The following is a 22,555-nucleotide window of genomic DNA, read 5'->3' on the forward strand; positions in this document are numbered from 1 at the left end:
TACTGCGCCATTTGCCATTGTAGCGGTAGAACTACCAACTGCATGAAGTATAAAAAGACATGCCTGATCAAGAAATAACCCCTGAACTGTACCTCATGGGCGCCGGCCCCGGCGACCCAGAGTTGATTACCGTGAAAGCCTACAAGGTACTGCAGCGGGCCGACGTGGTGCTGTATGACAACCTGGCCAATAAGGCCCTGCTGGACTTCACCAAGCCGGATTGCGAAAACATCTATGTGGGGAAACGGCCCTATGATCGTTTTACCTCGCAGGAAAGGATTCACGAGCTGATTCAGGAGAAGGCGCTGAGCAAGCAAATAATCGTGCGGCTCAAAGGCGGGGACCCCTATATATTCGGGCGGGGGTTTGAGGAAGTGCTTTTCGCACGTTCGCTTGGCATCCGGACGCACTATATACCCGGCATCACCAGCATGCAGGCCAGCGGCCTGCTCGACATTCCGCTGACGCACCGGGCCGTGAGCGAGGGCATATGGGCCATCACGGGCACCAAGAAAGACGGCTCGCTGTCGGACGACCTGCGGCTGGCCATGCAAAGCAACGCCACCGTGGTGATCTATATGGGCATGAAAAAGGCAGCCGAAATTGCCGCCACCTACCTGGACCAGGGCAAAGGCAATGTGCCGGTGGCCGTGGTGCAGCACGCCTCGCTCCCGCACCAGCAATCCGCCACAGGGCAGGTAAAGGACTTGCCTGCGCTGATCAGCGCCAACCACCTGACGCACCCGGCCCTCATCATCATCGGCTGGGTGGTAGCCGTGCAGGAGGCCAGCCCTAAGGCTTAACCCTAATCAACGTATCGTCAGGGCATATATAAACTTTGTAGCTGCTTAGCTTACTGCGGCACCTGGCTGAAGAGCTTTTCCATGGCTGATGCTATCTGCTCCTGCAGCTTGGCCGGTTTGCTCCGCAGGATGGCCTCTGCCGTTCCCTGCCACACCAGTTCATTCCGGTCGCTGTCCACGAGGTGTACCGACACGGTTCCCTCCTTGTAGCGGCCCACCTCCACTTCTTTGCTGCGCCAGGTGTAGCGGCGCTGCCCGATGTAGTTCGGCGGGTCCGACCGGAGGTTCGTCTCCCGTGTCTGCACTTCCTCGTTTACCACCACGCCCAGGTTTACGAGCAGGTCCGGATCGGAGGCGGCGCGGGTCAGGCCGCGGCTTTCCAGTTGCTTCGTTATCTCCCGCTGCAGATCATCTAGCTGCGGCTGGTATTCGGGGCCCAGGCCATCACCGGAGGCATCCACTTCATAGAAGGCGAACGTCCCGTAATTGCTTAGCTGAAAACCGGCGGCAGGCTCGGTGGCGACGTGTATGGCCGGTGCACAGGCCGCCAGCACGAGCAGCAGCCCCCATGCGTTCTTAAAAAAAATAGCTTTCATGTGTTTCTCTTCTGTTTATGCCTGCAACTGCAACATTCCTGCCAACACGCCGCATTTAAAGTGCCCTGTCCGGCTGATATATACGGCAGAATAGTTATCTTTGGCTTATACTATATGAATCAGCGCCTTCGCACTGGCCTGAGACTCTCTCCCCAACCGGACACATCCCCCACTACTATGAACATCACGGCCCAACTAATACAGCGCTTGAAGAAAACCATCCTCGACAACTGGATGGGCACCCAACTCTCCGACCAGTCACTGCGCTTCGATCTTATATCGGAGGAGGAGCTCCGCAAGCAGTCGGAGGAGTTGCTGAACGGGCTGGCACGTGCCATGGCATCCGGCAACGCAGACAACATCTATGCGGTGGAGTACGAGCCTGTCACTGAAATTCTGGCCGATATCTCCACCACGCGTGCCCGCCAGGGCTTCAGCCCGCGCGAGACCGTTTTATATGTGCTGAGCCTGAAGCAGGCGATCGCCGATATCTTGGAGCAGCAACTGGCCGACCAGCCCGAGCAGCTTTACAGAGAGGTGATGGCCCTCAACAGGCTGCTCGACAGCCTTAGCATTATCACGTTCGAGACCTTTATCAAAGGGCGCGAAGAAGTTATCCTGCGCCAGACAGATGAAATCAGCGAGATCTCCACGCCTGTTATCCGTGTGTGGGAAGGCATCCTGGCCCTGCCGATCATCGGCACCCTGGACAGCGGCCGCACGCAGGTGGTGATGGAGAACCTGCTGCAGGAGATCGTGAACACGGGCAGCACCATCGCCATCCTGGATATATCCGGCGTGCCGACCGTTGACTCACTCGTGGCGCAGCACCTGATCAAGACCGTGAGCGCCACCCGCCTGATGGGGGCCGAGTGCATCATCAGCGGCATCCGCGCCGAGATTGCGCAGGCCATCGTACACCTGGGCATCGACCTCTCCAGCATCAAGACGAGGGCCACGCTGGCTGGCGCGCTGCAGCTGGCTTTCAGCATGAGCAAGCTAGAGGTGCGGGCACAGGACAGAACCACCAATTTCGGGCTGAAGCGCTAAGTATATATGGAGCGAATCCCGATACTAAAAATGGGTCCCTTTCTGCTGGTCACCATCCAGGTGGACCTTTACGACAGACTGGCCCTAGGCCTGGAGCAGGACCTCGTCAACATGGTGAGTAAAACCGGCGCGAGGGGAGTGTTGATAGAGATCTCCGCGGTAAGCATAGTCGACTCTTTCATGGGGCGCATCATTGGCAACATTGCCTCGATGTCGCGTATTATGGGTGCCGAAACGGTAGTGGTGGGGATGCAACCCGCCGTTGCCATTACACTGGTAGAGCTTGGCATCACCCTGCAGGGGGTACACACAGCCCTCGACGTGGAGAAAGGGATGGACTTGTTGCTAAATAAAACCGGGCTCGACCAGTTGCAGAAACAGGAGGAGCCGGATGAGCCTGCCGAGTAACGAAACCATACGCATTGTGCGGGAACAGGACGTGGTGCTGCTGCTGAGCAGGGTGCGCGAGTACAGTGCCCAGGTTAGCCTGCAGCCCCTGAACCAGACAAGGCTCATCACGGCAGCCAGCGAAATGGCGCGCAACATGCTCCGGTACGCCAACGGCGGGCGGGCCACCATCGAGGCGCTCAGCAAGAATGCGCGCACTGGAGTGAAGATCACTTTTCTGGACGAGGGACCCGGCATACCGGATATACAGCAGGCAATGACAAGCGGCTTTTCAACGGGCAATGGCCTGGGGTTAGGTTTGCCCGGAGCCAGGCGGCTCGTGAATGAGTTTGACATACAGAGCAAACCCGGCAAGGGCACCTGCGTCACCATTATCCAGTGGCAAGATGGACGCTAGCCCGCACCAACGTTTTTTAGTCCCCGACAAAACCTACTCCAGCATGGCGAGGCGGGACATTGCGCGGCTGACGGAGAGCTACGGTTTCTCCGCCCCCGACACCGGCAGAGTAAACATTGTCATCTCGGAACTTGTTTCGAACCTGGCCAAGCACACTTCCGGCGGAGGCGAGCTGCTGGTAAGGCCTGTCGGCAGCCCCGTTGCAGGCCTTGAGATCCTCTGCCTCGACAACGGCCCCGGCATGGCTGACCCGGCACGCATGCTGCAGGACGGTTTCTCCACCTACGGCTCGGCGGGCGAAGGTTTGGGGGCTATCAAAAGGCAGTCTGACGAGTTTGACCTCTTTTCGCAGCCGGGTGTAGGCACGGTGGTACTCTGCCGTATATTTAAAAGCGGCAAGCGGAAAGAACAGCCGAATACGCAAGAACTTTATGAGGTGGGGTACGTGCTGGCGCCGAAGCCCGACGAAACAGTTTGCGGCGACGGATTGGCCATGGAGCAGCGGGGGGCCGACTTATATATGCTGGCCCTGGACGGGCTTGGCCACGGCGCCAGCGCCCGTGAGGCAGCGGCACAGGCGGCGGGGGTTTTCACAGCCTCCCCTGCCACCGCGCCCGCGCAGGCGCTGCGGGACATACACGCGGGCATCAGGCAAACCCGCGGCGCCGTGGGGCTGGCTGCCCGCATCAGCGGCGCCACCCAAACCATCAGTTACTGCGGCGTCGGTAACATTGGCGGCCGCATTTTCGCGCCAGGCGCTGGCCCGGCAGGAACAGGATACAGCGGCATCGTCTCCTACAACGGCATATTGGGGCATAACATGCCCAACACCCTCAACAGCCGGCGGCTGGACTGGGGGCGGGGCAATCTACTGGTGCTGCACTCCGACGGACTCAAATCGAGGTGGGATCTGGCAAAGTTCCCGCTCCTGAGCCGCCACCGTGCCGCCACCATTGCCGCCGTGCTGTACAAGACAAACAGCCGCCAAACCGACGACACCCTGGTAGTAGTATGTAAAGGCAAAGCATAGACAAAGATGTTGCGTCATATCCTCACGATAAATATTACGAACGAGCTGGACGTGGTGCTCGCTTACAAACGCGCGATACAGCTATCGGAGCGGCTGGGCATGGCGCAGGCCAACCAGACCAAGTTCGCCACTGCCGTCTCGGAGATAGGCCGCAACGTGGTGGAGCATGCCGGCAGCGGCAGCATCCGGTATAGCCTCGCTGACGAGGGCGGTGCCAGTTGCCTGGAGGCCAGCATCGCAGACAGAGGCCGGGGCATCGGCAACCTCGGCCATATCCTCACCAAAACAAAATCTCCCGCCACAGGGCGCGGCTCGGGCATCCCGAACTCAAAAAGGCTGGTTGACTACTTCCACATAGAGAGTGCGCCAGAGAGGGGCACCACCGTTACGCTCCGAAAGCGGCTGCCGACCCTGTCCTCCGACGTCACAAAGCAACTGCTCGACAGCTGGGTGAGGGAGCTTGACCAGGAACTCAACATTTCGCCTTACGCCGAGATAAAAAGGCAGAATGTGCAGCTGCTCGAACTGCTGGACCAGTTACACGCCCGGAACATAGAGGCGGAGCAGCAGTTGGAGGAGATCAGGCGGCTGAACACGGAGCTGCAACAGTCGAACCTCGAGATTGGCACGCTGCTGGAAGAGCGCGAGCAAAAGAACGACCTGCTGCAGCTATCAAACGAAAACCTGGACGCCTTTGCCCACACCGTGACGCACGACCTGCGGGCGCCGCTGCAGAACATATATGGCATCGCCGCCGCCCTGGAGGCCTGCATCGAAGCCGGGCAGCGCGAGGAGGCGCTGCTCGTGTTTCCGCTGCTGCGGCAGCAAACGCAGAAAATGGACCGCCTGATAACCGGCATCCTGGCGTACTCGCTGGCAGGGAGGCAGAGCATCCAGAAAAACAACGTAGAGTTGGAGCCGCTGCTGCACCAGGTGATCATGTCGCTCAACATCCCTTCGGGCTTTCAGGTGGAGATACAGGAGGATCTGCCGACACTGCACACTGAGGAGATTTTCCTGTTCCAGGTTTTCAGCAACATCCTGGGCAACAGCATCAAGCACCACGACAGGCCCGCAGAAGCCGTGGTGCATATTTCGGGCGAAGTGCAGGGCGCTGCCGTAGTGTTTACGATAGCGGACAACGGCCCCGGCATCCCCGCCGACAAGCAGCAGGAGGTGCTGCACCTGTACGAATCCGACAGCACGTTTTCCCGCCCCTTCTCATCGGGGCTTGGCCTGTCTATCGTGAATAAGATTATAGAGGTAAAAGCAGGCAAACTGTGGATTGAGTCGGAGGGGCGGGGCACCAGCTTTAAGTTTACATGGCCCGCCTCCGAAATCGTGCCCGCCGGCCCGAAGTAGCTGCTGTTGACGGGTGGCTATATATAGGGCGCTGCTTCCCCCCTCAACCTAAAAAGCCATATATGAGAAGAGGCGCTGCAGACCAACGCAGTGCCTCTTCTCATATATGGCCTGGGTGAAACGGCGGTTACTGTTGTTTCTTCACTTTGAAAAAGTCGCTCATGATCTCCCGGACATCGTGCCGGGTGAGCGCCTTCGAGAAATGCCTTTTCACTTTCTTGAAGTTTTTGAGACGCTCCAAATCATAGAAGCTCGCCGAAGAGGTCAGCATCAGGATGATCATGTGATCGCCAGCGTCAAGCCCGCGCCGCTCGTACTCCTCCAGAAAGGTAAAGCCATCCATCACCGGCATCTTGATGTCCAGGAAGATCAGGTCGGGGCGCTTGAATTCAGGGTCTAGCGGGGAGGCATAGGATTTCGTCAGATAATCCAGGGCCTCTTTCCCGTTTGTCAGAATCCGGACTTCGCGGGCTACCTGCATTTCATTCAACAAGCGCTCGTTCAGGTAGTTGGTCGTCTCATCGTCGTCTACAAGCAGCACCAGATCCAATGGAGTGTTATATGAGTTCATTCAGTTTATGATTCTACCTCTCTAAGTTTATATATGAAAACCAGCGACGGACCGCTGTCAGAAATATAATGCCTGTAAAAAAATAGGGCCTGTAAATTTAAACCTTAAATCGCGTATTTCAGCCGATTTTCAAGACATCACTGTACTGGCCTCTGCAATGAGCCTTTATAGCAGCCTGAAGCCGATAATAGTTCCATATCCTCACAGATATTTATCCACATGCGTTTGGGGCCAAGCGGCCAGCAACCTCCAGGGGCGGTAACCAGCACCCGGAACAGCCCCGCGGCACGGGCCAATACGCAGCAACAACAAAAGGTCTCAAAAATTAGAATACTACAGAAAAGAAGATATGTTGCCAGCTCCTCTGAATAAAATAAGTTGCACAGTGCCACGACGCCGTTCACGTACATCCTTTTTGCCCTCAGACAAGTATTACAGTAAGGAAAAGCCTGACATGGGCGCGTGTAGAACCTTAAACAGAAGCTATGGACCATTACCCTCTAAAACCGGAACACATGAAAGCCCCCGCGCATCTGTCGCGCGCGGAGATACAGCAGAGCCTGGATGAACTGGACAGCAAGATTAAAGTGCTGAAAGGGAGAGCAAATGCCACCGCCGCCGACTCAAACCACACCTACCACGAGCACATCGCAGGCCTGGAGCGGAAGCGGGAACTGATTGCCTCCAAACTGGCCGCCGCCGAAGACACCCAAAGCACGTGGCAGGAATTGCGCGAGGGACTCGACAACCTCAAAAACGATATCACCAAACTCTTCAAATAAACACAAAAGCCCCTGCAGCACGAACTGTAGGGGCTTTTGTGTTTATTTGAAATTCTGGAACTCTATATCCATATATCATTCGGAATCAATAGTATATAAAATTCTGCACGGAGTGAAAGCTCTTCCAGTTTTTCCTTGAAGCGCCTTGCAAGTGTTGCGGTGCCGAACGTAGTGAGGCAGCCTGAGCAGAGCGAATAGAGGGCCCCTACCCCGGCAGCTTCAGCTACACAGTGCCGAAAGGGATTAGTTTACCCCGAAGCATTTCGGGGAGGCCTCTCGGCCTGAGAGCACCACACCTAGCTATGGAACTTGGAAGAAGTAGGGTCCATAGGCATGAACGGCATCCGAAAGAATAGGCGCTGAATCCCTGGATTTACGTTGTGCAACTTTTCTACCCCGCAGGCTCACGGAAGCCTACCCAGGTAAAGCGCTTGATCACGAACTCCGGGTTTGTGAAGGAAGCATTGCCCGCCGGGTTGCCGCCAGTCACGTGGAAGTCAGAGAAGCCGGCATTCTGATTCACATAGATACCGCCTGTCAGGTTAAACGACACCGGCGTGCCCGCAAGCCCCATCTCATCCATGATCTGCTCCTTCACCTCCGGGTCGGTGGTGTAGGCCCCACAGGAAATCGCCCCGTGGCGCTGCGCCAGCTCCTTCGCAATCCGTACCGACTCGGACGTGTCTTTCGTCTTGATGATCAGCACAATCGGGCCGAACAGCTCACGACTGTAGCTTTCCTCGTCGGTGGCGTCCACCTCATATATAACTGGGGTGCAGGTGCGGGCGTTGGCGAACAGCGGGTGTTGGAAGTCGCAGGTGCTCAGCACTTCTTTCCCGTTCAGTTGGGCGGCATCCTTTACCCTTGCCATCGTAGCCGTGTTTTGGATGGCGCCCAGTATGTGCGGTGCCGCCTTCGGGTTGTTTACCAGCGCCGTCACGGCATCAGCAATTTTATGCACTACCTCTTCGTACGGCACCGTCTCGCCGCCAACCTTTATACCGCCCTCCGGCACGAAGAAGTTTTGCGGCGCCGTACACATCTGCCCGGAGTACAAAGTAACGGAGAAAGCCAGGTTCTGCGCCACCTTGTCCAGGTCCTCCACCGAATCTAAAATAATGGAGTTGACGCCTGTTTTCTCGGTGAAAGTGGTTTTGCCTTGCAGGTTCTCTATATAGTTGCCGAAGGCGGTGCCGCCGGTGTAGTCTATCAGTTTCACCTGCGGATGCTCGGCCAGTTCTTTGGTAATGAGGCGGTCGTCCGCGTCCACGGCCAGCTGGCAGATGTTCGGGTTCAGGCCATCCTCCTGCAGCACCCGCTGCACCTCGGCCACCACAATGGCAATCGGCAGCACGGCCTTGGGGTGCGGTTTGATGATGACCGGGTTGCCCGTCACGAGGCTGGCGTACATGCCCGGCACGGTGTTCCAGGTCGGGAAAGTGGCGCAGCCGATCACCAGGGCCACGCCCTTTGGCACGGGCTTCCAGGTCTTGTTCAGTTTCAGGCTGTACTTGCCCATCGGCTTCTCCCAGGCCGCGGCCTCCGGAAAGCGGGTTTGTTCTTCCAGGCCTGCGGCGATGGCCTCCAGCGCCCGGTCTGCCGCGTGCGGCCCCGACGCCTGGAACGACATCATATAGGCCTGGCCGGTGGTGTGCATGGTGGCGTAGGCAATCTCAAAGAAACGGGCTCTCAGGCGCTCCAGCGACTCTACCAGGATAGCCGCCCTGTCGGCCGGTCTTACTTTGCGCCACTGGTGGAAAGCCTCCTCCGCCCGCGAGACGAGGGTATCCGGAGAGAAAAACGGGTACTGCACCCCCAGCGCCTGCTGCTCGTACGGCGACTCCTCCTGCCCTACCCACATCTCCGGGTCCTGCTGCAGCAACTCCCCGAACTTCCGGTGCAGGTGCGCCTCGTATCTTTCACGCCCCTCCCTGTCAGCCTGCTCCCCGTATATGTCCGGAGAGGGGTTTTCGGGGTAGTGCGCAAAGAAGGTCCGTTCGTGCAGGGCGTGCATGGCCGCATCAAGCACAGGCCGGTGTTTATCCGCCAGATTTTGTTTCATAGTATTTCTGTTATATAACCAAACTTATATACTTCTGCTCCGTATTATCTGCTAAGAGCTGTTTGTTATTAAACCATAATTAATAGCAACTTTATTATAGGTATATATAGCCCCTCTGCTGACCTATAGAAGGATACGTAAAAAATGGCAGGGATGGTGGCAGGCGAAAATTGCCGTCCGCCTGAAACAGCCCCGAACATTGTCGCACGTTAGACCAAGCTGATTTGATTGCATGTTTACCCGACTGAAACTGCTGCAGCGCAGCCTTTGCACCCTGCTGGTGGCGCTCTTGTTTGTGCCCCTGCTGCATGCCCAGCGCCCCGCTGGCGTTGGGAGCGAAACAGTGCCCCACACGGTGGTATACAAACTGAAGCCCGCACATGGCCAGATGGCCCGCACCGCCCTGGGGGCAGGCAGCACACTGCAAACAGCCCTGCAGCGTGTGGGCGCCGAAGCCGTGCGGCAGAAGTTTCCGGGGAAGGAGAACGCACCGGCGGCCAATCTCCGGAAAGCCGCCCCCGGCGTATACCTTTCCCATATATATGAGCTGCAGTACGGTGCGAGCCATACCCTGGAGCAGGTGCAGCAGACGCTGATGTCCACTGGCCTGGTGGACTACGTGGAGCCGCTCTATATACGGGAGCCGCTCACCCAGCCCAACGACCCCTCGGCTGACTCAGTGAAAACCCGGCAGTACTACCTGAAGCTGGTGCAGGCCTATGAGGGGTGGACCGTGGAGAAAGGCGATACCAACGTGGTGGTGGCGATACTGGACACAGGCTTCGGGCTGACGCACGAGGAGCTGAAAACGAAGGTAAAGCATAACTACGGTGACCCCGTGGACGGCATTGACAACGACGGGGACGGCTTTACGGACAACTTCGCGGGCTGGGACTTTGCCGACAGCGACAACAACGTATATGACGACACCCCCTGGAAGGGGCACGGCACCAGCGTGGCAGCCGTGGCGGCCGGGGCCACCGACAACGGAAAGGGAATCGCCAGCCTTGGATACAACACCCTGTTTATGCCCCTCAAGGTTTTCTCCTCTGTCAAAAACGGGCATTTCGGAGGCTACGAGGCCATTGTGTATGCGGCTGACAAAGGCTGCAAGGTCATCAACCTGTCGTGGGGGGGCGAGGGAATGTCGCAGTACGAGCAGGACATCATCAATTACGCCGTGCTCGACAAGGACGTATTGGTTGTGGCCTCCGCCGGAAACACCAACAAGCTGGTGGACATATACCCGGCGGCTTACCAGAACGTGCTCTCCGTTGGCGGCACCAACGCCAAAGACGTCAAGTTTAAAGACCACACCTACAACTACCACATCGACCTGACTGCGCCGAGCGAGAATGTTTATACCGCCTCCATCAACGGCGACTACGCCTATGGCGGGGCTTATGGCACCTCCTTTTCCTCCCCTATTGTGGCCGGAAGCGCAGCGCTTGTCAGGGCTAAGTACCCGCAGCTGACGGCGCTGCAGGCGGCGGAGCGCATCCGGGTGAGCGCCGACGATATATACCACCTGGCCGGAAACCAGCCGTACCTGGGCATGCTCGGCAAAGGACGCCTCAACCTGAAGCGCGCCCTGAAAGAGACAAGCCTTCGCGCGGTGCGCTGCACCTCATATGGCCTGGCCCTGAGCACGCAGCTGGCCTATGCCGGCAGCAAGGTAGCCCTGGATGCCAGCTTCCGCAGCTACCTCGCTCCCACGGCAGCCCTCGAAATCACGCTGACTTCCACCTCGCCCTATGTAACGGTGGACAGGGGCACGCTGAACCTGGGCAGTGTCGCGACCATGGGCACCGCCTCTTCGGGGTTGCGGCCGTTTATGCTGAGCATCGCGGAAGACGCGCCCGCCAACCACCTCGTGCGCCTGCGCTTCGACTACACCGACGGCGCTTACAGCGATTTCCAGTACATCACGCTAATCATCAACCCGAGCTTTGTGACGCTCACGGCCAATAACCTGCACGTGTCCCTGAACAACGTGGGCAACATCGGTTACAACGGCCTTAATTTTAAGCAGGGAGAGGGTGTGAAGTACAAGGGAGGGCCTTCGCTGCTGTTCGAGGGCGGGCTGATGGTAGCCGTTGACGAGGGCAGCGTGTTTGACAACCTGCACAACGAGCGGTGGCTCAACGACAACAACTTTAAATCGGCGGGGGCGGTGCGCCTGCACCACGACACGCCGCTGGCCACGCAGGAGGCGCGCGCCCTGATGGCGGCCACCGACAACGAGCAGGCGGGGGTGAAAGTAAAGCAGGTGGCCTCGGCCTGGATGGAGGCCCCGGACCAGGACTACATCATCATTGAATACCAGCTCACCAACATGACGCCAGACACCATCCGGCAGGTGCATGCGGGCATCTTCGCCGACTGGGACATCGGCAACTACATGCAGAACGCTGCCGCCTACGACTCGCTGCTGCGCCTGGGCTATGTCTACAGCACCGCCGCTGCCCTGCCCTACGCTGGCGTGAAGCTGCTGACGCGCGACGCGCCCGTCTACCATGCCATCGACAACATCGGCGGAAACGACTCTACCGTGACAGTGGATGACGGCTTCTCGGATGCGGAGAAATATAAGGTGATATCAAAGGGCGTGAGCCGGGAGCGGGCGGGCGGCAAAAGCGGCAACAATGTGTCGCATGTGGTGGGGGCCACCGCAACTGACCTTGCCCCCGGCGAGACGCGCACCCTGGCATTTGCCCTGCTGGCAGCCGACAACCTCGGCCTGCTGAAAACACACGCCGCAGCGGCCCAGGCAAAGTACGAGAGTATAAAATCAGGCCCTGTGCCTTCGGGCCTGCAGCAAGGCGTATGCGCGGGCTCGCCGGTACTGGTTACACCCGACAAGGGCAGCACCTTCCGCTTCTACGCTGACGAGGAAAAGACAGAACTGCTGGGCTCCGGCGATGCGCTGCAGATGGGGCAGCTATATACTGGCAGGACCATCTATGTGAGCAACGCCGACTCGCTGTTCGAAAGTGCGCCCGTGCCCTACACCTATCTGATTCCGGAGGAGGCGGAGGCTGACTTTAAGCTGGGGCAGGCTTTCGGGAACACTGGCAAAGCCGTGGACCTGGTGAACCTGAGCAGGCACGCCGCCACGATGCATTGGGATTTCGGAGACGGCACCACCTCCACAGAGGCGCACCCGAGCCATACCTATCAAAAAGCCGGTATATATACCGTCACCCTGACGGCTACCGACAGCCTGGGCTGCGTACAGAGCAGCAGCAGCCAGGAGCTACAGATTTACGCGGACCAGGTCATCTTATACCCCAACCCGGCCACAGCGCATATTGCCCTCACCCTGACCACCCCTATCGACTGGGGCAACAGTGCCACGGGTCCCCGCCTCACCCTGACGGATATGACGGGCCGGGTGGTATCGCCGCCCTCTTACGTGGCCGGGGCAGACCTGCGCTATGATGTCAGCGGGCTTGCGGCCGGGGTATATATAGCCCGGGTTATCTACAACAACACCAGTTATGTGGAGCGCATCCTGGTCCGGAACAAGTAAGTCGCATTCCATTGTTCTGGGAATTACCCGGCCGGGATGCCCCCGCCAGAGCTTTGCAGCACGCTTCAGTAGGTCAGCTCGCTGGTAATCTGGAAGCCTAGCTTGCGCGGCCTGGTCAGGTGCGAGTTCTCCAGCTTCTGCTTCAGGGTGATGCGCTCGATGTCGCTCACGTCCTGCCCGATCAGGTCGTTGTTGACGGAGGCGATGATGGCGCTCTCCACAATCAGGCGCAGGCTCTTGTCGGTAATCACGTTTGCCTTCATGTTGCTGATTTTGTCCATTGGCAAGTCCAGCTGCTTCACCCCTTCAATGCAGAAATGCTTTTCGATGTTCACCAGCATGCGCCCCACCAGGTAGCCCGGGTCATCGAGGCGGTTGTACTTGATGGTGTCGGCCATGAAGTTGTAAGCCATGATGTGCCCGAAGAACCTGCGCCGGAAGTCCTCCTCCACATACGCGCTGCGCATGATCTCATAATCGTCCGGAAACGTGATGATGTTGGAGTGCATCACGAACACCAGCAAATCGCCGGAGAACTTGATCTGGAACTCGTGCTCCCCGATGTTGCGGTACTCGATGATCACATCGCCGTCCTGGCGCGTGATCCGCTCCGTCAGCTCCGCCACCAGTGTCTGCGAGATTTCCTTCATGCGGTCAAAGGCCTCTTTGGTGTAGCGGTAGATGGCCTGCTTCGTCTTCGACTTCTGGTGCAGCCCGTTTACGATATCATCTAACCTATCCTCTTTGTCATCCATAATCTTTCGTTACAGTGCAATTCGCTATTTGGACTATATTTACCTCCCAAGGCGTCACTTTGTTCTCCCGCGCCCGCTGAAGCGCTGATGCACAGCGCATATTCTATATGGGCTGCCTTTGTATACGGTTATATATGGCATACCGGGCCATATATAACCGCCCGTTCCCGGAGAGGAAGAAACAAGCGTTCGTTGGCCCCGCTTTTGAGAGCTAAGCTATATATGGCTGAATCTATTCCAGTGCTGCCATCACCTCCTCGTTCAACTCCAGGTTGTGGTACACTTTCTGGACGTCATCGTCGTCTTCCAGTGCGTCGAGCAGGCGCAGGATTCTTCGGACGGCTTCAGGGTCCTGCACCGTGACGGTGGTTTGTGGGATGCGCTGCAGTTCGGCGTTCTCCAGGTCCAGTTGCAGTTCCTCCGCCTTTTTCTGCATCGCCCCAAAATCTTCCATGGCACAGTAAACGGTGATATGATCTTCCTCCACCTCCCCGGCGCCGCCATCGGCCAGTTCCAGTGTCAGTTCTTCCTCGTCCAAAGGTTGCTCCGGGTTTCGCTTCACCACAAAAACGCCCTTCCTGTCGAACAGGAACTCCACGGACCCGTTGGTGGCCAGGCTGCCGTTGCCCTTGTTAAAGATGGTGCGCAGGTTTTGCACGGTGCGGTTGATGTTGTCGGTGAGGCACTCTATGAAAAGGGCCACACCGTTGGAGGCATAGCCCTCGTAGGTCACGTCGCTGAAATCGCCGCCGGTGCCCTCGCCCTTTTGTATGGCGCGCTCTATGTTGTCTTTGGGCATGTTGGCGGCTTTGCTCAGCTGTATGGCGAGGCGCAGGCGCGGATTGTTTTCCGGGTCAGGGCCGCCCACTTTCGCCGCCACGGTTATTTCCTTGATGAGCTTGGTGAAAATTTTGGATCGCTTCGCATCCAGTGCGCCTTTCTTGCGCTTGATCTGCGACCATTTGTTATGTCCTGCCATGTGTTGCGCTATTGTGATACTCCCTCATCTTCCTGAAACAGATGCTCCTTCCTGCAAAGTAAAAAGGCAAGCCCCATATATCGGCTTGCCCCTTTAATCAGATACTCTGATGCGTTCTATACTGTTGCCCATTGCCCCCTGTTTTGTTGATACATTGGTGCCGCCATCCTCCTGGCACTCTCCTTCTCAGCCCTGTAAAATGCCAGATACTCTTCCTCTTCCATCTCTTCGCGCAGCGCTATATGAAAAAGAGCCAGCTCGGGGTATAACTCATACTGCTCCAGTCGCTCTTCCGGGTTGTTTCTGTTGAAGTCATAAAAGCTTTTCATGTTCTGTTTTCTTAAAAGATAGAAGTAAGATTTATTGTCAAGGATAACATACTCATAACAAATTGGTTAAGTTATTAACAAGCAGGTAGCCAAACCCGTAACAAGGGTCGTACAATAGCCTCCACTAAAAAATAAAGTGGCTACACCAAATAGGGGCAGCCACTTGACTAAGTTATACCGGAAAATTCCGCTTTTCAAATACTTTCCGGCAGCCTAATTGAAGTCATCTTTATTTTAACCAATTAATTATTAACAAGTTACATATAGTCTTACTTCAGGCCCAGTACATCCACACCCTGCTCAAATACAATATCCACGGGTATGCTGGCCTCGGCAAGGCGGTCCAGGTCGGCCTGCAGCTGCGGACTAATTTGCCCCTGCTCTTCCAGCAACTGCTCAACTCCGGCGTAGTCTCCGCTGCCCTGCAGCGTCAGTATCTTCTCCGACAGCTTGTTCATCGCCTCCCGCATTTTCTGGTAGTTGACGCGGTACCTTCCCGTTTCCTCGTCGCGCTCAAAAGCGCCGTTGTCCCTGAAAAAGTTAAAGCGCACCATGTTGGCCTTGCCATGCGCACTGGCCGCCCCGAAGCGCACCGAGCGGAAAATACCCGCCAGGAAGGTGGTATAGTAATCCTCCAGGCTGCCTTCTATCTCGCCTTTCTCGTGCAGCTGTGTAATCATATATAAACCCAGGATGTCGGCTTTGCCTTCTTCCAGCGCCGAGGCCTGCTCTTTCAGCGCCTCGCGCACGGTGCCTTTGCCGTTGATGGTGTTTTTGATGCCCAGGCCGTGCGCCACCTCATGGAACATGGTGTTGGCAAAGAAAGCATCGAAGGTGACGTGCTGCTGCTGGTCTTCCGCTATCAGCTCTTCGGCAATCGGCACCATAATCTTGTCGAACTTGGCGCGCATGGCGTTCTTGAGTTGCAGGCGGCGGGTGCCGCGTTTCAGTTGCACCTCCTCGTCGTTGGGCAGGTTAATGGCGATGGTTTTGCTACCCGCGTTGCTATCGCCAGCGTAGTACACCACGTCGTAGGCGTTCAGGTCGGAGTCGGTGCCGGGCGTTTCTGTTTTATAAGGCGCCGCCACCGGCAGGCCCCGCTGCAGCTCTGGCAGAAACGCCGCGTACTTGGCCAGCCGCTCGCTCCACTCCATGTCCTTCACCAGCACGTAGGCCTCGTGCGCGGCCTTGTAGCCGAACAGTTTGTCCTCGTACGTCTCAATTGGCCCGATCACGATGTCCAGCCGGTTGTCTTTCATATCCATCCAGGCCAGGTCGCTGGGCTGGTAGTTGTCGGTGAGCAGCGCCTCGGCGCGCAGGGTCAGGTACTTGTTCAGCCCGGCGTCTTCGGCCAGCGCGGCCGCCTGCCGCAGCAGGCCCGCTGCCCGCCGCACCTCCTTCTGAAACTGTACATGGTACGGCACCGTGATCAGTTTGCCGCCGGCGTCGCGGCGCAGGAATGTGTACTGGCTCGCCTTGTCGGGGAGGTTGGCCTGCTCAAACTCCTCCTTCGTCATATCTGTTGGGTAAAAGTTGGCGCCGTCCGGCTTCGGCCCCACACCTGCGATAAAAGGGGCGTTGTTGTTGAGGCGGTCCCAGGGGCCGTAGTTGATATGGACGAAGCGCTTCGCAGCCTCGCTGGCCAGGGCGTTCAGCAGCGAGTCGCGCTGGCCGTAGGCTTCGTACCAAAACAGTCCGTTCATGATGTCGGCCGCCCCAATCAGGAGCGGGATCATCTGCTTTTCTTTGGCGCTGAGCCCTGCCAGGTCGGAGGTGAGGCGCACGGTAGTGTACATGTCCAGTTTCTGCTGCAGGCTGTCGCTGGCCTGGGCGGTCTCGGTGGCTTCTGCTGTAGCCGTTTCGGAAGTGGTGTTGGTGCAGCCAACGGTGGCAGCCGCAAGCGCCGTGGCAAAAAGTATATGGCGTGGTTTCATATCAGGGTATAGCTTTTTTGGAATGGAAGATAACAAAATTTGGGCCGGGGGCAATTACCTGTGAGCCGCCTGTCTCTTTTGCGCCGGTTATATAGCAGGGAAGATTCTACATATGGTTGCACCTGAAAAGGGCGGCAGGAAAGGCGTGTCGCTTTTCCTGCCGGATTTGTACATGTGCCCGTTTATATATAACGGTTACGCTCTCTGCCGATTAGAACAGTCCGAACAGCTCTGCCTGGATTTTTTCGATGATAGTGCCCAGGTCTTCGGGGTTCGCTACGAAGTCGAGGTTGTTTACGTCGATCACCAGCTGCCTGCCCAGGTCGTAGCTGCTCATCCAGGTGTTGTAATGCTCGTTCAGGTTGCGGAGGTAGTTGATGCTGATGCTGCTCTCGTAGTCGCGGTTGCGCTTCTCGATCTGTCCGATCAGTTTGGGCAGGTCCGCTTTGAGGTAAATCATCAGGTCGGGTGCCTTCACCATGCTGATCATGGACTGGAACAGCGCAAAGTAGTTTTCGTAGTCACGGGTGCTCATCAGGCCCGACTGGTGCAGGTTTTTGGCAAAGATGAAGGCGTCTTCATATATGGTGCGGTCCTGGATCACGCTGCGGCTGGTGTCCTGTATTTGCAGGACCTGGCTGAAGCGGCTGTTGAGGAAGTACACCTGCAGGTGGAAGGCCCAGCGCTCCATGTCCTCATAAAAGTCCTTCAGGTACGGGTTGTTCTCGACGGCCTCCAGGTACAGGTCCCACTTGAAGTGCTGCGCCAGCTTGGCGGCGAGGGTGGTTTTGCCGGCGCCTATGTTGCCGACGATTGCAATGTGCATGGTAATCTGCGGTTTTGTCTGAATAGGTAGCAAAAGTAAGGCTTTTCCGGCAGAGGCTGGCGGTTGTCGCGATACTAGTTCCCCACGGCGTTATCAACATGCTGCCCGCCGCTTCAGCTCCTGCAGTTCGCTATATATGCTGCGGTGCGCGCAGCCTGGCATGGGCAAAACTTTTCTTCGCCAGGCCATCTTTCCCGATTCTATATATGCCTGTGGCTAAAAGATAAAACAGGCGGCCCCGGCCATAAATGGCCGGGGCCGCCTGCTCTAAATACAGCGCAGTTGGAGACCTAGACTTTTATCGCGCGTCTTGCCGCCGGTCCCTGTTTTAGTTGCTCTCGCGCATGTGCTCGTAGGCATCCCGGGCCTCGCGGCCTTTTTTGAGTGAGGCGAACTCCACCTGCAGGGCCGCAATCCGTATTTTGTCGCTGTTGGTCAGTTGGTCCAGCACCTCAGCCTTGCGGCTGTTCAGCTCCCCGAACACAAACTCGGCGTACTCCCAGTCGCGGAGGCTCCACTCGCGGCGCTGCGCCCGTGTTTTCTCCAGCAGTTGCGTGTAGGTGTCGAACATCCGGGCTGGCTTCAGGCGGCTGATGTTCGTGGTGCCGGTCAGTTGCCGCTCCCAGCGCTCCAGTTCCTCCCCGTCCAGGCTCACCGACTCGGCCTCGTGGCGCTCCTCCCACTCCCCGAAGCGCTGCTTCATCGTATTGTACTCTTTCCGGGAGCTTTCGGAGAGCTCCTCCGCGTCGCGGTTAAGGCCGTAGGTCAGCTCTTTGTACTCTTGCTTCACCGTGGGCCACTCCCTCCGGATGGTGCTGTCGGCCTGTGCCGACCGGCGCTGCATCCAGGCGCGAAGGTCGGCCAGTTCCCGCTCCACCTTCGATTGCGCCTGCACGCCTCCCCAGGCAACTGTCGCCAGCACCAGTACCAGCGCCCGTTTCATCATTTTTTTCATAGTGCTCTTTTCTGTTTGCTTAAACTACAACAGGCATCCTCCGTAAAAATTATGCCACATTTCTGCGGCCCCCGACACAACCTCGTCAGCACGCGCCGCGCCGCGCCCGCCCATCACACAAATTTAATATAAAGGAAGCTGTAATTGGACCATCTTTTGCGGTTAATATCCGTTTAGTAGACATTGGCTTTGCGGGTGCGGGATGGTTTGTGCAAATGCTCGCCTGCGAAGCGAAAAAATTATTTATATATGAGCAAATCCCATAAAGGCAGTTTTCACGAATCCGTCGTTTCCATCTCCAACAACGACGACATATTCCTGAGCGCGCAGGAGTTTCCGTTTAAGACCTCGCTCAGCCTGTCGCCGCTTATTGCCTATTGGGAAAACAAGGAGAGGACCGACCCAAACTGCAACGCGGCGCGGGTGCGCGAACTGGCCGACCTGCTGCGGGGCACGCCTGAACTGACCGGGACGATTGAGGACGTGTCGCTGATTGAGAAGTATGTGGACACGGTGGACATCCTGATGGAGGACATCTTTCCGAGCGCCCTCTGGGAGCACGAACTGATGGCGGCGGTGGTGCCTTTCCACTTCCGCAGCTTTTATGCCACGCCCAAGCTGGACGAGCTGCAACTGCTGGACGGCGGCAGCCACACCCAGAAGCTGAACATGGACCCGAAAACCCTGCTTTTCCGGCTCACGCTCTCGGCCTACACGCTCATCCTCGAAAAATTCTACAACGCTAACTTCAGCATCGACGAGCCCTTTATCTTCACCGTCAGGGACAAGTTCACGGGCTTGCCGCGCCACTACAAGCTCATCATCGACCTGAAGTTTATGGAGGTGAAGGCCAAGGGAGAGATCAGGAAGCTGAGCCCCCGGGAAATCAATTTCCTGATAAACCGCTACAACGACCTGGACCTCTGGATGATGAAGCTGCCGCCGGAGAGCTTCGAGTTTACGGGCTTTGCCATATATGATTTCACGGAGGTGACAAACGAGGAGACGCTCTCGTCGCTGCGCTTCGACCTGCTGAAGCGCGACTCTGTGAACACGCAGGAGGGCTTCCTGAACCTGCAGCAGAAGCTGCGTATTCTGTTCGGCCTGCCGGGCATCCGGCTTGGTTTTGCCTCGTGCCCCACCCTGCAGGAGTTTGACACCAGCTATGCCCGCAAGATCTGGAACGGCCTGGTGCTGACGCAGGACTGCGACCTGATACTGAAGGACCTGCAAAACTCCATATATGAGCCTGTGCTGCAGCGGGGCAACACCATAGTGGTGGAAGACCTGGAGGTGTTCTCCAATCCGTCGCGGATTGAGCAGAAGCTGCTGGAGCAGGGGATCCGCAATCTGATTATCGCGCCGCTGCAGTACGACGGCCACACCATCGGGCTGATGGAGCTGGCCTCGCCGATACCCGGCGAGCTGAACGCCCTGGCCACCATCCGGCTGAAGGAGCTGCTGCCCCTGTTTGCCCTGGCCATCAACCGCAGCCTGGAGGAACTGCGCAACAGCATCCAGAGTATCATCAAGGAGAAGTACACCGCCATACACCCGGTGGTGGAGTGGCGCTTTACGCAGGCCGCCGTGAACCTGCTGGAGAAGATGGAGCGCAACGCCAGCTCCGAGATTGAGCCCATCATTTTCCGGGACATATACCCGCTCTACGGCGCCTCCGACATCCGGGGCTCCGCCACCGAGCGCAACAAGGCCATACAGGGCGACCTGCTGGACCAACTGGTGCTGGCCAAGGAAGTGATACTGGCGGTGAAGGACAGCCTGCCGCTCTCCATCCTGGATGAGCTGGTATATAAAATCGACACGTTCTCGCAGAACATCGTGAGCGAACTGGGCTCCGGCGACGAGGTGCTGGTGCTGGACTTCCTGCGCGCCGACATAGAGCCGCTCTTCGACCATTTCATGAAAAAGCACCCTGCGGCGCAGCCCGCCATACAAGCCTACCGCGACGCCATCAACAACCCTTACCGGGTGGTGTACAACAAGCGCCGGGCATACGAGGAGAGCCTTTTCATGATCAACGAGACCATCTCCACGTTCTTGGACCGGGAGGAGGAGAAGGCGCAGCGCCTGTTCCCGCACTATTTCGAGAAGTACCGCACCGATGGCCTGGAGTACAACATCTATATCGGCGCCTCGCTGCTGAACAAAGGCGGCTTCGAGCCCATTTACCTCAAAAACATGCGCCTCTGGCAACTGATGCTCACCTGCGAGATAGCCCGGCGCATACACAAGCTGCGGGCAAACCTGAAGCTGCCCCTCGAGATAACACAGCTCATCCTCATTCACAGCGACCCGATCTCCATCCGGTTCAGGCTCGACGAGAAGAAGTTCGACGTGGACGGCGCCAACAACGTGCGCTACGAGATCGTCAAAAAACGGATTGACAAGGCCACGCTGCGCGGCTCCGAGGAGCGCCTGACGCAGCCCGGCAAAATCGCCATTGTGTACTCGCAGCAGAAAGACGTGGCGGAGTACCAGCGCTACATCGACTTCCTGCAGTCGGAGGGATATATACACCGGCAGGTGGAGCACCTGGAGGTGGAGGAGTTGCCGGGGGTGCCGGGCCTGAAGGCGCTGCGCGTATCGGTTAACTTCAAAGAGGAACTGCGCCACAACATTGACGCCGGAGACGAGCTGCTGAGCATTGCCAGCAGCGCGAGCCTGAACTGAGACCGGAGCCCTTTCCCTTATATATAAATTTTCATATTTGAAGAAATTATGCGCCCGCCCATGCGGCTGCACCCAATGCCTTACAACCTGAAATATAGCTGCTTATGGCCCTCCGCACCCCACGGGCAGCAGCCCGCCGCTCATATTTTTTTGGACCCTGTGCAATTATTAAAACAGAAGTTGCGTTTTGACTGCAACCTGCAAAAGCAGGCCTTGTTTCATCATTTCAACTTTTAGCCAAATGAAATTGAAAAACAGACTGATGCCCGCCCTCCTTTTCTGTGGCGTGGTAGCACTAAGCTCCTGCGAGAAAAATGAGCAGGAATCTGTAAATCCGGAGTTTACCCAAGGCGTGATATCCCATATCCTGGCCGACTCCGCGGAAGTGACCTCGTATGTGTTTTCCGGCAAGAACCTGAGCCAGTTAAACCACTACGACAAAAAAACGGGCGAACTCGAAACCTTTGAGAAATACGAGCGCGACGGAAGCGGCAAATTGCTGAAGACCACCACGCACGCCGCCGGCAGCCACGCGCTGCTCTCGGAGCAGGTGTATACCTACAACGACAAAGGGCTGCTCGCCAAAACAGACATGACCTACTACAATGCCGGCAATCTGGAGTACACCGCCTATGCCACGTATGAATACGACGAGGAGAAGCATCTGAAGAAGAAGTCGCTTTTTGAGGTGAACGACAAGAAGGAGGCCAGGCAGAAATCCTATACCACCTATGCCCTGCTGCCGAACGGCAACTACGCCGAGGAGAAGCAGTACGTGGTAGACGGGAAGGGCGAGGCCAGCCTTTTCTCCACCACCACCTACTCCTACGACTCAAACCAGAACCCCTTCTACGCATTTGCGGAGCCGGGCAGCGCCAGCAGCCCCAATAACCTGGTGGCCTCGAAGGCGCTGGTACACAACAGCAATAAAACTTATGCGTACGCCTACACCTATACCTACGATGAGCGCGGTCTCCCGCTGACGCAGACGGTAACCAAGCCCGGCGGCAAGAGCCAGGCCTACAGCTACCTCTACAGCAACTAAGTAAAGTTGATATATAGATTTCCCTTACCGGCTCCGGGCTCTGCCCGGGGCCGGTTTTGTTTTATTCCCTCCAACTGCCGTGCGTTTCACCAGTTGTCCGCCTATTTCGCTATATTTGTAGCCCCGGCGGCAATCCTATATAGACAAAACCGCAAGCTGGCTTCGTCTGTCTGCTGGCATGATAACCTACATATAACAAACATTAAAGATGGCTAAAACTAAAATAACGGTAAACAACAACGGCTCGCTACGGGTAGAGGGCGAGTTTGAGATAGTAGACAAGAACGGCAACGTATATGGCCTGGGCGGCCGGGAGTTGGTATCCATCTGCCGCTGCGGGCGCTCCCAGAACAAGCCTTTCTGCGACGGCTCCCACAAGGGGCATTTTGAGCACGAGGCTGTTGCCTTCGACCTTCCGCCAAAGAAGCAATAGCACTTTAACGCACCA

General features: G+C 57.1%; 20 protein-coding genes. 11 read left to right on the top strand and 9 right to left on the bottom strand.

Annotated elements, in window-relative coordinates; translation table 11 throughout:
- The first annotated feature begins 59 nt into the window (after positions 1-59).
- Positions 60-803, top strand: a complete 744-nt coding sequence (cobA, locus tag GSQ62_RS04705) for a uroporphyrinogen-III C-methyltransferase (protein WP_161888435.1) — start codon at positions 60-62, stop codon at positions 801-803.
- A 50-nt stretch (positions 804-853) separates the two neighbouring features.
- On the opposite strand, the gene GSQ62_RS04710 is transcribed toward cobA, so the two are convergent.
- The gene (locus tag GSQ62_RS04710; RefSeq protein WP_161888436.1) at positions 854-1,399 is read right to left on the bottom strand and encodes a DUF4136 domain-containing protein; all 546 of its coding nucleotides are present in this window, start codon (positions 1,397-1,399) and stop codon (positions 854-856) included.
- Between the two features lie 177 nt (positions 1,400-1,576).
- Here GSQ62_RS04710 and GSQ62_RS04715 point away from each other — a divergent pair, with 177 nt between their 5' ends.
- Genes GSQ62_RS04715 through GSQ62_RS04735 form a run of 5 tightly spaced genes read left to right on the top strand, consistent with a single transcriptional unit; the run spans position 1,577 to position 5,646 of the window.
- The gene (locus GSQ62_RS04715; protein ID WP_161888437.1) at positions 1,577-2,449 is read left to right on the top strand and encodes an STAS domain-containing protein; all 873 of its coding nucleotides are present in this window, start codon (positions 1,577-1,579) and stop codon (positions 2,447-2,449) included.
- 6 nt (positions 2,450-2,455) lie between these two features.
- Positions 2,456-2,857: an STAS domain-containing protein gene (locus tag GSQ62_RS04720; protein WP_161888438.1), complete on the top strand. Its 402-nt coding sequence runs from the start codon at positions 2,456-2,458 to the stop codon at positions 2,855-2,857.
- Positions 2,841-3,254, top strand: coding sequence for an ATP-binding protein (locus tag GSQ62_RS04725; protein WP_161888439.1), 414 nt, complete (start codon positions 2,841-2,843; stop codon positions 3,252-3,254). Before GSQ62_RS04720 ends, GSQ62_RS04725 begins: the two co-directional genes overlap by 17 nt.
- Entirely contained in the window at positions 3,244-4,284 is a 1,041-nt protein-coding gene (locus GSQ62_RS04730; RefSeq protein ID WP_161888440.1) for an ATP-binding SpoIIE family protein phosphatase, read from the top strand. Before GSQ62_RS04725 ends, GSQ62_RS04730 begins: the two co-directional genes overlap by 11 nt.
- A gap of 6 nt (positions 4,285-4,290) precedes the next feature.
- A complete protein-coding gene (locus GSQ62_RS04735) occupies positions 4,291-5,646 on the top strand; it encodes an ATP-binding protein (RefSeq protein ID WP_161888441.1) in 1,356 nt (451 codons plus the stop codon).
- A gap of 127 nt (positions 5,647-5,773) precedes the next feature.
- On the opposite strand, the gene GSQ62_RS04740 is transcribed toward GSQ62_RS04735, so the two are convergent.
- A complete protein-coding gene (locus GSQ62_RS04740) occupies positions 5,774-6,217 on the bottom strand; it encodes a response regulator (protein WP_161888442.1) in 444 nt (147 codons plus the stop codon).
- Between the two features lie 485 nt (positions 6,218-6,702).
- On the opposite strand from GSQ62_RS04740, the gene GSQ62_RS04745 reads away from it, so the two are divergent.
- The gene (locus GSQ62_RS04745) at positions 6,703-6,999 is read left to right on the top strand and encodes a sll1863 family stress response protein (RefSeq protein ID WP_161888443.1); all 297 of its coding nucleotides are present in this window, start codon (positions 6,703-6,705) and stop codon (positions 6,997-6,999) included.
- Positions 7,000-7,390: 391 nt separating this feature from the next.
- Here the strand turns inward: GSQ62_RS04745 and paaN are convergent, their stop codons facing one another.
- The gene (gene paaN, locus GSQ62_RS04750; protein ID WP_161888444.1) at positions 7,391-9,061 is read right to left on the bottom strand and encodes a phenylacetic acid degradation protein PaaN; all 1,671 of its coding nucleotides are present in this window, start codon (positions 9,059-9,061) and stop codon (positions 7,391-7,393) included.
- A gap of 232 nt (positions 9,062-9,293) precedes the next feature.
- On the opposite strand from paaN, the gene GSQ62_RS04755 reads away from it, so the two are divergent.
- On the top strand, positions 9,294-12,593 hold the full coding sequence (locus GSQ62_RS04755; RefSeq protein WP_202621841.1) for a S8 family serine peptidase: 3,300 nt from the start codon (positions 9,294-9,296) through the stop codon (positions 12,591-12,593).
- A gap of 65 nt (positions 12,594-12,658) precedes the next feature.
- Here the strand turns inward: GSQ62_RS04755 and GSQ62_RS04760 are convergent, their stop codons facing one another.
- The 6 genes from GSQ62_RS04760 to GSQ62_RS04785 form a co-directional block, all read right to left on the bottom strand.
- Positions 12,659-13,348: a hypothetical protein gene (locus GSQ62_RS04760; protein ID WP_161888445.1), complete on the bottom strand. Its 690-nt coding sequence runs from the start codon at positions 13,346-13,348 to the stop codon at positions 12,659-12,661.
- Positions 13,349-13,580: 232 nt separating this feature from the next.
- Positions 13,581-14,327 carry a YebC/PmpR family DNA-binding transcriptional regulator gene (locus GSQ62_RS04765; protein WP_161888446.1) on the bottom strand — a complete coding sequence of 249 codons (747 nt, stop codon included), beginning with the start codon at positions 14,325-14,327 and terminating at the stop codon, positions 13,581-13,583.
- Between the two features lie 116 nt (positions 14,328-14,443).
- Positions 14,444-14,656, bottom strand: coding sequence for a hypothetical protein (locus GSQ62_RS04770; protein WP_161888447.1), 213 nt, complete (start codon positions 14,654-14,656; stop codon positions 14,444-14,446).
- 269 nt (positions 14,657-14,925) lie between these two features.
- Positions 14,926-16,590 (bottom strand): dipeptidyl-peptidase 3 family protein, encoded by a 1,665-nt coding sequence (locus tag GSQ62_RS04775; protein WP_161888448.1) that lies wholly within the window; start codon positions 16,588-16,590, stop codon positions 14,926-14,928.
- Positions 16,591-16,801: 211 nt separating this feature from the next.
- Positions 16,802-17,416 carry a deoxynucleoside kinase gene (locus tag GSQ62_RS04780; RefSeq protein WP_161888449.1) on the bottom strand — a complete coding sequence of 205 codons (615 nt, stop codon included), beginning with the start codon at positions 17,414-17,416 and terminating at the stop codon, positions 16,802-16,804.
- A 328-nt stretch (positions 17,417-17,744) separates the two neighbouring features.
- Positions 17,745-18,371 (bottom strand): DUF6565 domain-containing protein, encoded by a 627-nt coding sequence (locus GSQ62_RS04785; RefSeq protein WP_161888450.1) that lies wholly within the window; start codon positions 18,369-18,371, stop codon positions 17,745-17,747.
- A 249-nt stretch (positions 18,372-18,620) separates the two neighbouring features.
- Between GSQ62_RS04785 and GSQ62_RS04790 the strand changes: the two genes are divergently transcribed.
- The 3 genes from GSQ62_RS04790 to GSQ62_RS04800 all read left to right on the top strand — a co-directional run bounded on the left by GSQ62_RS04790 (position 18,621) and on the right by GSQ62_RS04800 (position 22,540).
- On the top strand, positions 18,621-21,062 hold the full coding sequence (locus GSQ62_RS04790) for a GAF domain-containing protein (RefSeq protein WP_161888451.1): 2,442 nt from the start codon (positions 18,621-18,623) through the stop codon (positions 21,060-21,062).
- Positions 21,063-21,303: 241 nt separating this feature from the next.
- Complete coding sequence (locus GSQ62_RS04795) at positions 21,304-22,107, top strand: hypothetical protein (protein WP_161888452.1); 804 nt, start codon at positions 21,304-21,306, stop codon at positions 22,105-22,107.
- 208 nt (positions 22,108-22,315) lie between these two features.
- Positions 22,316-22,540 (top strand): CDGSH iron-sulfur domain-containing protein, encoded by a 225-nt coding sequence (locus tag GSQ62_RS04800; RefSeq protein ID WP_161888453.1) that lies wholly within the window; start codon positions 22,316-22,318, stop codon positions 22,538-22,540.
- Positions 22,541-22,555 lie beyond the last annotated feature (15 nt).

The sequence above is a fragment of the Pontibacter russatus genome (assembly GCF_009931655.1).
Taxonomy (GTDB): domain Bacteria; phylum Bacteroidota; class Bacteroidia; order Cytophagales; family Hymenobacteraceae; genus Pontibacter; species Pontibacter russatus.